Annotated in this window: 10 protein-coding genes; 3 read left to right on the top strand and 7 right to left on the bottom strand. The window is 54.3% G+C overall.

Annotation, left to right across the window (positions count from 1 at the left end; all coding sequences use genetic code 11):
* The first annotated feature begins 33 nt into the window (after positions 1–33).
* Both E1162_RS14870 and E1162_RS14875 read left to right on the top strand, forming a co-directional pair.
* Positions 34–777 carry a M48 family metallopeptidase gene (locus tag E1162_RS14870; RefSeq protein ID WP_371311959.1) on the top strand — a complete coding sequence of 248 codons (744 nt, stop codon included), beginning with the start codon at positions 34–36 and terminating at the stop codon, positions 775–777.
* A 91-nt stretch (positions 778–868) separates the two neighbouring features.
* On the top strand, positions 869–1,273 hold the full coding sequence (locus tag E1162_RS14875) for a VOC family protein (protein WP_371311960.1): 405 nt from the start codon (positions 869–871) through the stop codon (positions 1,271–1,273).
* A gap of 21 nt (positions 1,274–1,294) precedes the next feature.
* On the opposite strand, the gene E1162_RS14880 is transcribed toward E1162_RS14875, so the two are convergent.
* From E1162_RS14880 to rsmI, 7 genes are all read right to left on the bottom strand, one after another.
* The gene (locus E1162_RS14880) at positions 1,295–3,640 is read right to left on the bottom strand and encodes a transglycosylase domain-containing protein (protein WP_257099015.1); all 2,346 of its coding nucleotides are present in this window, start codon (positions 3,638–3,640) and stop codon (positions 1,295–1,297) included.
* 149 nt (positions 3,641–3,789) lie between these two features.
* Positions 3,790–4,728 (bottom strand): l-ornithine N(alpha)-acyltransferase, encoded by a 939-nt coding sequence (olsB, locus tag E1162_RS14885; protein ID WP_155132501.1) that lies wholly within the window; start codon positions 4,726–4,728, stop codon positions 3,790–3,792.
* A gap of 238 nt (positions 4,729–4,966) precedes the next feature.
* Positions 4,967–7,252 (bottom strand): response regulator, encoded by a 2,286-nt coding sequence (locus E1162_RS14890; RefSeq protein ID WP_155132504.1) that lies wholly within the window; start codon positions 7,250–7,252, stop codon positions 4,967–4,969.
* An 85-nt stretch (positions 7,253–7,337) separates the two neighbouring features.
* Positions 7,338–8,861: a YifB family Mg chelatase-like AAA ATPase gene (locus E1162_RS14895; RefSeq protein WP_155132507.1), complete on the bottom strand. Its 1,524-nt coding sequence runs from the start codon at positions 8,859–8,861 to the stop codon at positions 7,338–7,340.
* Positions 8,862–9,044: 183 nt separating this feature from the next.
* Positions 9,045–9,995 carry a glutathione synthase gene (gshB, locus tag E1162_RS14900; protein ID WP_155132510.1) on the bottom strand — a complete coding sequence of 317 codons (951 nt, stop codon included), beginning with the start codon at positions 9,993–9,995 and terminating at the stop codon, positions 9,045–9,047.
* A 112-nt stretch (positions 9,996–10,107) separates the two neighbouring features.
* Positions 10,108–10,548: a YraN family protein gene (locus tag E1162_RS14905; RefSeq protein WP_155132513.1), complete on the bottom strand. Its 441-nt coding sequence runs from the start codon at positions 10,546–10,548 to the stop codon at positions 10,108–10,110.
* Complete coding sequence (rsmI, locus tag E1162_RS14910) at positions 10,511–11,440, bottom strand: 16S rRNA (cytidine(1402)-2'-O)-methyltransferase (RefSeq protein ID WP_155132516.1); 930 nt, start codon at positions 11,438–11,440, stop codon at positions 10,511–10,513. Before rsmI ends, E1162_RS14905 begins: the two co-directional genes overlap by 38 nt.
* A 222-nt stretch (positions 11,441–11,662) precedes the next feature.
* Between rsmI and E1162_RS14915 the strand changes: the two genes are divergently transcribed.
* Positions 11,663–12,895, top strand: coding sequence for a penicillin-binding protein activator (locus E1162_RS14915; RefSeq protein ID WP_257099016.1), 1,233 nt, complete (start codon positions 11,663–11,665; stop codon positions 12,893–12,895).
* Positions 12,896–13,005 lie beyond the last annotated feature (110 nt).

The following is a 13,005-nucleotide window of genomic DNA, read 5'->3' on the forward strand; positions in this document are numbered from 1 at the left end:
GATTTCAACTTTTCATTTATCGATGAAACGCCAGTGAGATTTTTATTTTCCAAGCCTGCACCTAGCCTGCCTGACACGATAGAAGTCGAGAACGAGAACGGTTCGTACACCATCCGGCTGCGCCGAAACGAGCGCGCCAAGCGGTATATCCTGCGCGTGCCAACAGGTGAAAAGCTACCGGTGCTGACAGTGCCCAAGGGCGGCAAGCTGGAAACGGCTCGTGATTTCGCCAAAAGGCAAATCGGCTGGCTGGAAGATAAGCTGGAAAAACGGCACGCGCCCGTTTCTGCTGGTGATGGCAATGCTGTCCCGTTTCGCGGTATTCCTCACGATGTGCTCTATTCGCAGAAACTGCGCGGCGGCGTTCAGCTTCTGAAAAGCGAAGAGGGGCAGCCCTACTTCTCGGTCTCAGGTGACCCTAATAACCTTTCCAAGCGCTTGGTCGACTTCTTGAAAAAGCAGGCCAGACAAGACCTTGAGCAGGCGGTTGACCGTCATGCCAAGACGCTTGGCAAAAAGGTTGCGACGGTTTCCATTCGCGATACCAAGAGCCGTTGGGGCTCTTGTACGTCTGATGGCCGCCTGTCGTTTTCATGGCGGCTCATCCTCGCGCCGCCTGAAGTGTTGGATTATGTGGCAGCTCATGAGGTTGCCCATCTGGTGCATATGAACCATTCGCCTGACTTCTGGCAGGTCTGCACCCAGCTTGCCCCACATACTCCAAAGGCGCGGCGTTGGCTGAATGATAACGGTGCTCGGCTGCATCGGTACTTCTGAGTATAAAAGCCTGCAAAAGCAGTTCCTTCCGTTGTTCACGGCTTGGCATTGGCTAGACTGATCGCATTTGTTGCTCAGTGAGGTTAGGCGCGTGAATCAAAGCATTGCCCATATCGCCCTTGTGGTGCGCGATTATGATGAAGCCATCGACTTTTATGTCTCCAAGCTTGGGTTTGAGCTGGTGGACGACACCTACCAACCGGAACAGGACAAGCGCTGGGTTGTTGTGCGCCCGAAGGGGCAAGGCTCGTGCTCGCTGCTTCTTGCACAGGCCTCGAACGAGCGACAAGCGGCATTTATTGGCGATCAAGCTGGTGGGCGGGTGTTCTTGTTCCTCAGAACTGATGACTTCTGGCGCGATTACGACAGCCTACTCAAAAAGGGCATCGAGTTCGTGCGTGAACCGCTAGAGGCCGAGTACGGCACTGTCGCGGTGTTCAAAGACCTCTATGGCAACCTGTGGGATTTGATCGAGTTTGCTAACGGAAGGCCTTAAAGAGGCCTTCCTGCTATTGCTTTAGCCGCCGAACAAGCGGTTGAGCAGGTTCATCGGCCCGCTTCGCTGCGGTGCTTGCTGTTGTTGTTGCTGCGGATAGTTTGGCGATGGCGTTCCCATTCCTTGCGGCGGTAATGCGAAGCCAGATGGCGCTTGTGGTCGCGGCGCAACCTGCTGACTGCCCTGATAAATTGGCCCCAGATGCAGCGGCACGCCCGGAAGGCGCGTCACTGGTACATTGGCGTGCATCGCCGTCATGGCCTTCTGCCAGATTTCTGCAGGCAACTTGCCACCCGTTACCTTTTTCATTGGCGAGTTGTTGTCATTGCCAAGCCAGACACCGGTGGTTAGCGAGCCCGTGTAGCCAATAAACCATGCATCGCGGAACCCTTGCGTCGTGCCGGTTTTGCCGCCAACAGGGCGGCCTTCAAGCTGGGCTTTCCTACCCGTGCCATTGGCGACAACATGAGCCATCATGGTGTTGATTTCACTCACCTTGTCACCGCGAATAACGCGGCCCAACCCGTCACTGCTGCGGTTGTAAAGAACCTTGCCCTCTTCTGTGGTGATGCGGCGAACAATGTGCGGAACAATGCCATAACCACCATTTGCAAACGGCACGTACGAGGCTGTCATTTCCAGCGGAGTGACTTCTGAGGTGCCAAGGGCAAGCGAATTGTTGGCCTTAAGCGGCGAGCTGATACCAAGGCGGCGTGCCGTCTTGACCACCTGAGATGGCTTTACTTCCCGTCCCAGCTGCACCGAGATGGTGTTGATGGAATTTGCCAGCGCGTAAGTCAGGTTCACATCGCCGTAGTAGCGATTGGTGTAGTTCTTTGGAGACCAGTTGCCGATGGTGATTGGCCTATCCGTGCGCATAGTGTAGGGCGACATGCCGCTTTCCAGCGCGGTGAGAAACACGAAAGGCTTGAACGCAGAGCCCGGTTGGCGCTTGGCATAAACGGCGCGGTTATACTGGCTCTGGCTGTAGCTGTAGCCGCCAACCATAGCGCGGATGGCCCCTGCCCCGTTCAAGGTCACAATGGCCCCTTGGGTGACGTTCTGATCGCCGCGATGCTCGCGGATAGCGCTGGTCAGCGCCTGCTCCGCTGCGTTCTGCATGTCCACATCGATGGTGGTATCGACGATAAGGTCTTCGCTAATGCCGCCCACATAGCTAGGCAGCAGATCCATCACATAGTCGGCCACATAGTTATCACCGCCTTGGTTGAAGCGACCAGAAACCTTTGCAGGACTAATCAAAGCATCTTTGGTTTCCTGCGCGGTGATAAAGCCTTCATCGTGCATGGCTGTCAGAACAAGATGAGCGCGGCTTTCGGCAAGGGCCGGATTGCGCGTTGGCGCATAGCGTGATGGCGCTTTCAAAAGTCCGGCGATGGTTGCCGCTTCTGCAATGGTCACAAGACGGGCGGACTTGCCGTAGTAGCGGCGGGCTGCAGCATCAACGCCGTATGCGCCGGCGCCAAGATAAACACGGTTGAGGTACATCTCGAGGATCTCATCCTTCGAGTAGTTCGCCTCAAGCCACAAGGCCATAACCGCTTCCTGCACCTTACGTTTGAAAGTACGTTCCGGCTTCAAAAACAAGTTCTTGGCAAGCTGCTGGGTAAGCGTAGAACCGCCCTGAACGGTTCTGCCACTGGTGTAGTTGGTTACTGCTGCGCGGAAAAGACCAATTGGATCGATTCCGAAATGATATCGGAATCGCCTGTCCTCAATCGCGATAACAGCATTAGGCAGGTAGCTTGGCAGCTGCTCAAGGCGAATGGCTTCACCGCCCGTATCACCTCGGTTGGCGATCAGGTTGCCGTTCGCTGCGATGACCCGCACGTTCGGTGGGCGCTGCGGCACAGCCCATTCCGAGGCCGGTGGCAGATGCGCGCCGTAATAGATGAGAACACAGGTTGCGATAATTGCGCCCCAGATCCCTGCAACAAGGCTCCAGTAGGCACAGAACCTGAAGGCCCTGACAATCCAGCTACGCCCACCTTTTTTGCCCGATTTACGCGGACGCATGGCGTCATCTAGCGCTGTAAGCGTTTGCTTCTTGGCCTTACGCGTTGGTCGTTTGGCTGATCGCGCCGGAGGCGGTGGTGGTGCTGGTGGTCGTTTCGGCGGCGGGGCCGCCGGCTTTCGCGCAGCAGGGCGCGGCTTGGATGGCTGACCTTGAGTACTCTGGCTTTGCTGGCGTTTGCGCACCACGCGCGGCATTTCGATTGGCTCTTCCATAAGCTCATCGAAATACGGCTCGTCGCTGCGCATTCTGGGCGTGCGAGGACGCTGGCGCGTTTGCGCGCCACGAGGTCCGGGCTGAGCCCTGCTAGTGCCAGAGTGGCGAGGTGCCATGGCGCCCGACTTTTCCTTGGTTGCTGTGATAATAAAAAATTATCCGAAAGGTTAAGCCAGTAGCCTTAAAACCAAGTTAAAAAGCCCCCTTAAACTAGGGGTGAAAAAGAAGAGCGAAGTGTCAGGATATCAGGGTTCCGCGAGGTTTTTTAGCTCGCATAGCGGCTGGCGTCGGCACCGTAATAGTTAACATAGCGATCGCTGAGGGCGGATACAGGTAAAATGATGAGAACATCGGTTGTGCCGAACTGATTATCAATTACGGCGCCGCTACCGATGTAAGCCCCAAGGCGCAAATACCCTTTCACCAGTGGTGGTAGAGCCCTCAGGGCAGCCTTCTGGTCTACCCTGTCCTTTTCTATCCGGTTCATCTCAACATATTGGTCTGGAAGCGCTTTCACATCCCACTCTGGCGGGGCACTTGCAAAGTGATGCAAGAACGAGAGCTGGTCCGCGAGCAGATCGGGGTCCGTACCCTCAATTGAAGCACAGCCGATCATCACATCGACGTTGTTCATCAAAACGTAAGACCAGATGCCGTGCCAGAGGAGTTCGACAGTTTTCTTGGTGCGGTAAGGCTTCATTACGCATGAGCGGCCAAGCTCCATAAAGGTCTTGTCGCTATGCCGATCCAGTAATGGCTGGATGTCATATTCGCCCGCCGTATAAAAACCGCCATGCATTTCCGCCGTGTTTTGAGTAAGCAGGCGATAGGTGCCGACAATTTCTGGCCGCGCTTTTGCGAACGGTTGCGGCTTGACCTGACTGTTATGATCTACCACCAGCATATGATCGCAGATTTCGTCATATTGATCGGCATCAAGGCGCGTCATCTGGGTCTGCGAATCCGCAATCGCTGACATTTCCTCGTAGAAAATGTGGTAGCGCAGCCTTTGGGCTTCCTTTAGCTCCTTGGCGTTCTGCGCAAGTCGTACCTCTAACGGCCCCTTTTTGCCAAGGGAAGGTGGTGGTGAGAAGCGGTCTCGTATGGGCGCAGGAACCCAGCGGGAGGGTTCGAAATAAGGTGGTTTAAGGGGCGAGAACATTTTGACGATGCTCATCGGAGATAAACGACCAGACGCTGTCATTGCTTCACTTCCTCCCAAACACCTGAGCTGCACTTTTGTGCCGAGTTGACCTCAAGCTGCTTAGAACTGCCAGTTTGATATCCAGTGATACAAATACCAATCTTTCCTCGGGCAAATCTAAAACATGGTTTTAGTACAATAACATGACAGTACTTTAGAAACATACATTCCAGTATGTAAGCACCAATCCATTAAAAGCGCTTTAAACACCGCTACCAAGTATTATATCGCTGCTTTTTCAAGAATCCATGATTACTGAATCCAGCAGTTCTTCTAGGGCTTCAGGGTCTAGAGGCTTGGTAATAAAGCCATCTGCACCTGCCTTATGGGCCGCTTCTCGCGCTTCTGGCATAGCATCGGCTGTCACCGCGATGATGGGTATCGAGCCACCTTGGTGTTTTTCCATCTCTCTAATACGGCGAATCGCTTCCAGCCCATCTAGGCCGGGCATATGAAGGTCCATCAACATCGCATCGAACGACCCGTCCTTAAAAGCTTCCAGAGCTTTGATACCATCAGGTACGATAGTCGCCTCGTATCCCATTTTACGCAGCAGTGCTTCGGTAAGTAAGCGGTTGATTTCATTGTCTTCTGCCACAAGGAAGTGCTTGCCGCGAACGTTCTTGCGTTTTGGCTGGCGCTCTTTGGGCGGTGCTTCAGCGGCAACCAGATCTTCTTTGGAGACGCCGCCATCACGTAACAAGCTGTGACTGATAGAAACTAGGGACGCACCTCTTACCGGCCGGATTAGGTAGGCGCCCGCCCCTGCATCATGCAGCCTTTCCAGTTGGTCACGCCTATGCGGCGGAACAAGAATAATGATCCGCGCTTGCGGAAGGCGAACCTGAATGGCTGCAATCCACCCAGCCGGATCGACCACAGCATCATAATCAAGCAAAATTCCATCAACACCGGCGAGCAGATCATCAAGGTCGGGCGTGCGAGCGGGCAAAATGTCAACGTGGGCTCCGGCTTGCTCAAGGTCTTTCTTGAGCGTTGCCGCTTCAATGGTTTTGTCGGTTACGATCGCAAGGTGATTGTTTGATAGAGCCTGTGTAAGTGGCGGCTTCTCGCCCCTTGCTCGCTCTTCAACGGGCAAAGTGAGAATAAAGTCTGCGCCCTTTCCGGGTGTACTGCGCGCTTTCAGGGAGCCGCCCATAAGGTCCGCAAGACGGCGGGAGATGGAAAGCCCAAGGCCGGTTCCGCCATGCTTTCGGGCGCGCCCTTCTTCGCCCTGCTCAAACTCGTTAAACAGGCGCGCAGCGTCCTTACTGTCAAAGCCTGGCCCACTGTCAGCTACGGTAATTTGCAGCAGAGGATTGTTTTGCTCCGTGCGGGCATTGGGTAGGTAGATTGCTTCGACGCTAACCCCGCCTTCCTCGGTAAACTTGATCGCATTGCCGATCAGGTTGAACAAAATCTGGCGCAGGCGCGGGCCATCAATATTCACGCGGTTGTAGATGCTGCCTTCAATAAATGCCCCAATTTCCAGCCCCTTCTCGTGGGCACGAGGGGCAAGCAGCTCCACAGAGCGTTCTATGAGGGCGCGGATATCGGTCTCTTCTGGGTAGATCTCCAGCCGTCCCGCTTCAATCTTGGAGTAATCGAGAATTTCCTCGATAAGCAGTCGAAGTGCCTCTCCAGAGGTATGAACCGCCTCAAGATAGTTGCGTTGTTCCGGTGTAAGCCGGGTTTCTTCAAGCAGCCCTGTCATTCCCAAAATGCCGTTCAAGGGGGTGCGAATTTCATGGCTGACCATCGCCAGAAAACGGGATTTTGCTTCACTAGCGCTTGCTGCCTGATCGCGGTCTTCGCGAAGACGCGCTTCGGCTTGGCGGCGCGGTGTGATATCGCGCAGGATTGTCTGGATGATCGGCGCATCACCGCTGCCATCGCGGATGCTGAGGTTAAGCCGTGAGAACCAGCGAACCCCTTCGCGGGTTTCAAGCGGAATGTCAGAAAGCTCCTCCATTACATCGCGTTCGTGCTCGTTTATGTGGAGGCTTGCCGTTGGCAAGGTGAGCGGCGCGCCAATTTGCGGGCAATCCTCTCGCTTAAATACCTTATGCACGGCGTCATTTACATAAAGCACGCGCCCCGCCGCATCACGGCGAATAACCATCGCTCCGAGGGCCTCTAACACCGAGCGGTGCCGATCATCAGCTTCTCGCAGCTCCCAAGCTGTATCCCGCTGAACTTCAAGCTCTTCTTCCAGTTGACGCACTTCACTGCGAATCTGGTCCATATTGCGTCGGGCTGTGAGGCCATAAGGAGCCGGAAACCAGCGAAACACGATAGCACCACATGCAAATGCCAGAACAGGCGCTGCCATAGTGTAGGGAAACGGAGCAAGGCTAACGATTACGGAGACGAGAAAGCCGAGGGTTGCAGTAAAAACGGCCAGAAGCTTTAGAAGGCGCAGGTGTGAGCGCTCGGGAAGAGATGCCCGCAAAGCCTCTGGCGGTTCAGCGTGTTGCCCGTTCAGGTCCCACTGGTCTTTGGAGGGCTTGGAAGCTTTTGGCATTACATGAATCAACCCATTGAGAAATTAAGGATAGAATGGGAGAAAATGCGTAAAGAAAGCTTTGAGGTAGCCCAATTGAACTCCCTCATGCCATTAAAAGTTCAGCGCCTTGGCGATAACTTAAAGCTTCGGCCAAATGGTTTCGGTGAACACTTTCGCAGTCTTCCAAGTCGGCAAGAGTGCGCGCTACTTTAAGGATGCGGTGGTATCCACGAGCAGAAAAGCCTTTCTTTTCAGCAACGGCGTAGAGCAGTTTCTTTCCTTCCGCATCTGGCTCTGCAATGCTTTCAATTAGTTGAGCGCCCGCTTGGGCGTTGGTCAAAATAGAAAGGCCAAGAGCTTTAAAGCGTGCTTTTTGGCGTTTGCGGGCTGCTCTCACCCGTTCTGCAACCACGGCAGAAGGTTCATTATGGGTGGTATCAATGAGATCCTGCGCAGCAACAGCAGGAACATCGATTTGTAGGTCAATGCGGTCAAGAAATGGGCCGGAAACGCGGGCCTGATAATCAGCGGAGCAACGATCGCCTCTCCTGCATGTATGGCCGGGTTCTCCGGCATAGCCACAACGGCATGGGTTCATTGCTGCAATGATCTGAACCTGACTGGGATAGCTGACACGGTGATTGGCGCGCACAATGGTCGCTTCGCCGCTTTCAATCGGTTGGCGCAAACTATCGAGTACCTGCGGGTTAAACTCTGGCAGCTCGTCTAGAAACAACACGCCATTGTGGGCAAGAGAGACCTCCCCCGGCTTTGCACTGATACCGCCGCCCACCAAGGCGGGCATAGATGCAGAATGATGCGGTGAGCGAAACGGCCTGATATCGCTGAGCTGCCCCTCTTTTAGTTCACCGGCAATGGAAGCGATCATCGATACTTCCAAAAGCTCTTTGGGTTCCAACGGCGGCAACAGTGAAGGCAGCCTTTTGGCCAGCATAGACTTTCCGGAACCTGGAGGTCCGACCATAAGCAGGTTATGTCCGCCAGCTGCAGCAATCTCAAGAGTTCGCTTGGCGCTCTCCTGCCCGCGTATTTCGCTAAGGTCCGGCAGGCTTTTGCGGCTGACGGGTGCACTGGGGCGCGGGGCTGCAAGAACCTGATTGCCTTTGAAGTGATTGGAAAGCTCAATCAAATTCCCGGCAGCAAGAACGGCGATGTCATTTCCTGCCCATGCCGCTTCACTACCGCACTGGGACGGGCATATGAGGCCCTTCCCCATACCGTTGGCGGAAATAGCTGCGGGCAGAGCACCGTTAACAGGACAAATCCGGCCATCCAGAGATAACTCGCCAATAACGACATATTCTGCAAGCTCTTCTGGAGGGATGAGCCCCATGGCACTCATGAGCCCTAAGGCTATTGGGAGATCGTAATGCGACCCTTCCTTTGGCAGATCGGCGGGAGCAAGATTAATCGTAACGCGCTTGGCAGGCAGAGCGAGGCCGGAAGATAGGAGCGCTGAGCGCACCCTCTCCCTGCTTTCAGCAACAGCTTTGCTAGGAAGCCCCACGATGGAAAACTGCACAGAACCAGGTCCAATTTGGACCTGTACATCAACGGGTACCGCATCAATGCCTTGAAAGGCGACTGTGGTAATCCGAGAAAACATTTAGCCCTCCCCAACGGCCATCTCACTATCCTTGATGGCAAGTTTAGGTCCTCGGTAGGCCTGTTGGGCAGCCGCATAAACTGCGGGCACATCTACTGCCTAAAGGGGATTGAGGAGTTAAACAAAAAAAGCCGCCCTTTGCGCAGGCAACGGGCGGCTTGAATTTTGGAATTTTGAGGTCGGTTAGTTTGCAGCGCGGCGCTTTTCTTCCAGCACATTCCAGACGGTCGCAGCAACATCAGGGCCGCCGAGCCTTTGAATGGCGCGGATACCAGTTGGCGCTGTGACGTTGATCTCGGTCAGATAACCGTCAATCACGTCGATACCCACCAGAATAAGCCCCTTTTCTTTCAAGGAAGGGCCAAGGCGTGCGCAAATTTCGCGCTCGCGTTCTGTAAGATCGCTGTCTTTTGGCGAGCCGCCTCTAACCATGTTTGAGCGAAGATCACCTTCGGCCGGAACGCGGTTCACAGCACCGGCAAACTCTCCATCAACAAGCAGAATACGCTTGTCGCCATGCTTTACATTCGGCAGGAACTCCTGAATGACCCAAGGTTCGCGGAAAGTCACGGAGAAAAAGTCGTAAAGAGAACCGTAGTTAAGGTCGTCCTTGGTGACACGGAACACCGCAGCACCGCCGTGACCAAACAACGGCTTCATAACGATATCGCCGTACTGCTCGCGGAAGAGGTCAATCTCGCTTTTGCTATGAGTGATGAGCGTTGCAGGCATTAGATCTGCAAACTCGGTCACAAACAGCTTTTCTGGAGCGTTGCGCACGTGAACAGGGTCGTTCACCACCAAGGTTTTCGGATGGATTTTTTGAAGAAGGTGGGTCGCAGCGATGTAGGCAAGATCAAACGGCGGATCCTGACGCATGAGCACGATATCCATATCGCTCATGTCAACGCGAACTGGCTCGCCAAAGGAGTAATGGTTACCCGGTTCATCGCGTACCGTGACTGGTTCTACAACACACATAACCTTGTCGCCCCACAGCGCCAAACGGTCCGGTGTGTAATGAAAAAGTTCGTGTCCGCGTGCTTGCGCTTCCAGCATCAGTGCAAAAGCACTGTCGCCAGCGATATTGATGGTCGAGATATGATCCATTTGAACAGCGACACGAAGGGACATCACAAACTCCATTTGTGGCTTCGGACAAAGCGAAGCATCGGCAATTAGCACATGCACATATGAGCCCGCCTAGGCGGTTTGTCCATGGCACTATAAAAAAATCTTCGTGAGGCTAAAGAAAGTCGCTTTGAAAAAAGTTGGGCAGGTGCTCTGGGCGCAGCGCGTTATCAAGCACCATCGCATCAAAGCGCAAGGTCAGTTTGTTAAAGTCTTCCAGCGCATCACCGTTGCTGGCTACCCAATGACGGGCAGCATTTGCAATGCGGGTTTGATTGCGCTGAGAAATAGCTTCGATGGCGAGATCACGGGTTTTGCGGGCTTTGACCTCGATAAAGGCAAGACATGCGCCGCGGCGGGCAATGATGTCGATTTCACCGCCCTTTGCCTTGTAACGGGTCTCTAAAATGCGCCAGTAATTGCGGCGAAGGTAGGCTGCACAGCACTGCTCTGCCATCAAGCCTTTGTGGTAGGCCTGCTTGCGCGCCAGTGTCGTGTGCCTGAGGGTACTGTGCCAGTTAGTCCTCGGCATCTCCAGAGTGAGAGAATTCAGCATCCTGCTTTAGCTCCAAAGCCCGTGCATAGATCAGTTTTCTGTCACCGCCCGTCAGCTTTGCAACATGTTTTGCAGCAGCGCTTACAGGCATTGTTTGCAGGGATTCTCGCAGAAGTGCACTGATATCAAGCGTTTCACTTGCCCGCTTTTCCCCCGGCGCGATCATTATAACCAATTCGCCCTTCACCGTGTTCTCCGAAAACAAAGAGGCAAGTTCCCGGAGGGTGCCGCGCTTGAATTCCTCAAATTTCTTGGTGAGTTCGCGGGCAACAACAGCTTCCCTGTCTGGGCCCAGAATTTGCGCCATATCGCCAAGGCTAGAGCCAACGCGGTGCGGGCTTTCATAAAGAACAAGAGTGCCAGCCTGTTCGCTTAGCTCTTCCAATCTTTTACGCCGTGCGCCGCTTTTGTGTGGCAAAAACCCGGCAAACACCACCATATCGGAAGGAAGGCCAGAAGCCACAATGCCGGTGAGCATGGCAGATGCGCCCGGTATCGGAACAACTTTGTGACCAGCTTCCAAAAGAGCGCGCACAAGCTGGTAGCCCGGATCTGAAATGAGAGGCGTGCCCGCGTCAGAAACCAGCGAGACGATTTTGCCTTCTGCAAGCGCTGCCTCAATACGCGGGCGCTGCCGTTCGCCGTTGTGTTCATGATACGGGATCATCTGAGTTCGGATGCCGAAGCGGTGCAAAAGACCGCCCGTCACGCGGGTGTCTTCGCAGGCAATCAAATCGCTTGCCGCTAGAGTTTCGAGCGCGCGGATGGTGATATCACCCAAGTTTCCGATGGGCGTGGAGACGATGTAAAACCCCGCTTCGATCGGCTTTGCCTCAAAAGTGGTGGCGCCAATCGAGTAGTTGGTGTGACCTTTTTCGTGTGGGGCTTGCATTGCTCTCTCTTTCTTGAACGCGCTCGGGTTTTACACAAGCGTAGGCGCAGATTTAACGAACTCCGGCCTTTCCCGCCAGATTTGAGAGGCAATTTTTGTGCAGGAACCGCAAAAAATATAAGAAAGCGATAGAGTAAGCGCTGTAATCACGGTTAATGATCTATAACAATAATAGGTGTGGGGCCTCGAACCGCTGCACAGGCTGAAGAAACTAAGGACATTATGGTGAAAGACAATCGGGCGAAGACGAGACGTATCTTCAAGCACCTTTCTACCACGCTGGTTGTCGGCGCGGCGCTCGCTCTTGCCGGCTGTATGAATTCCACAAGCTCGTACTATCCGGGTTCTTATCCGGGCGGCTTTAACGGCTACCCGCAGCAGGGTCAAACCCAGCAGCCAACAGGTCAGACCATTGGCAATGGTTCTGTAAAGGTTGCACTATTGCTGCCGTTTTCCGGTGAAGGTGCAAGTGCTGCATCTGTAGCGACACTGTTTCAGAACTCTGCGCAGATGGCTCTTTCGGACTTTCCGGGTGCTGACCTTCAGATTCTCGTGAAGGACACCGCAGGCACTGCTGATGGTGCTCGTGTTGCTGCTGAAACCGCTGTGCAGGAAGGTGCGGAGCTGGTGATCGGCCCTGTTTTTGCTGATGCTGTGCGCGGTGCAAGCCAGGTTACCCGCCGTTCTGGCGTGCCAATGGTTGCGTTTTCAACGGACGTGAACGTGGCTGACCAAGGCACCTACTTGCTAAGCTACCTGCCACAATCCGACGTGAACCGCGTTGTAAGCTATGCGATTGAACAAGAGCGTCAGTCCTTCTCCGCTTTGCTGCCGGATAATTCCTACGGCGCAGTTGTTGAAGCCACCTTCCGTCAGGCAGTCGGTAATGCCGGTGGACGTGTGGTCGCCATTGAGCGGTACACCCCGGGCAATGCGGAAAGCATCCGCGAAAAGGTGATGAGCCTCAGCCGTTCTGTCTCTCAGGTTGATACGCTTTACATCCCTGAGGGCGGTGCGGTCCCATCCTACGCCATGCAGGTGATGACAGAAATCGGCGCAAATGTCGGTGAAGTTAAGCTGATCGGCAGCGGCCTTTGGAATACTCCTGAAGTGCTGAGTTCGCCTTTCCTTGTTGGCGCTTGGTTCCCGGGTCCTGATAACCGCAGCTTCGACCAGTTTGCAGAGCGCTACGCTCAGACTTATGGCAGCAAACCAGCGCGCAACGCTTCTCTTGCCTATGATGCGACAATCCTTGCTGCAGGACTTGTAAAGTCCGCAGGTCCTGATCGCTTCTCAGAGCGCATCCTGACCAACCGCGACGGTTTCCTTGGTATCGACGGTGTGTTCCGTTTCAACCGCTATGGTCACAGTGACCGCGGCTTGGCCATTTACACGCCAAAGGGACATGGGGAAGTTGAAGTGTTGGCTGCTGCGCCGCGCTCCTTTGCCCTTTAACCAAGCGGCTCCTTAAGTTTGTGAAAGCCCGGTCTGATCATCAGGCCGGGCTTTTTCGTGCAATATCCCTGATGATTTTTCTTTTCTAAGGGGTTAGAAAGACGGCAAAC

The organism is Pseudovibrio flavus, from assembly GCF_009711345.1.
GTDB lineage: Bacteria > Pseudomonadota > Alphaproteobacteria > Rhizobiales > Stappiaceae > Pseudovibrio > Pseudovibrio flavus.

What these genes read in the sequence shown, in the direction of transcription:
- E1162_RS14880 (WP_257099015.1), bottom strand. Translation starts at nt 3,640, where the DNA reads ATGGCACCTCGCCACTCTGGCACTAGCAGGGCTCAGCCCGGACCTCGT.
- olsB (WP_155132501.1), bottom strand. Translation starts at nt 4,728, where the DNA reads ATGACAGCGTCTGGTCGTTTATCTCCGATGAGCATCGTCAAAATGTTC.
- E1162_RS14890 (WP_155132504.1), bottom strand. Translation starts at nt 7,252, where the DNA reads ATGCCAAAAGCTTCCAAGCCCTCCAAAGACCAGTGGGACCTGAACGGG.
- E1162_RS14895 (WP_155132507.1), bottom strand. Translation starts at nt 8,861, where the DNA reads ATGTTTTCTCGGATTACCACAGTCGCCTTTCAAGGCATTGATGCGGTA.
- gshB (WP_155132510.1), bottom strand. Translation starts at nt 9,995, where the DNA reads ATGTCCCTTCGTGTCGCTGTTCAAATGGATCATATCTCGACCATCAAT.
- E1162_RS14905 (WP_155132513.1), bottom strand. Translation starts at nt 10,548, where the DNA reads ATGCTGAATTCTCTCACTCTGGAGATGCCGAGGACTAACTGGCACAGT.
- rsmI (WP_155132516.1), bottom strand. Translation starts at nt 11,440, where the DNA reads ATGCAAGCCCCACACGAAAAAGGTCACACCAACTACTCGATTGGCGCC.
- E1162_RS14915 (WP_257099016.1), top strand. Translation starts at nt 11,663, where the DNA reads ATGGTGAAAGACAATCGGGCGAAGACGAGACGTATCTTCAAGCACCTT.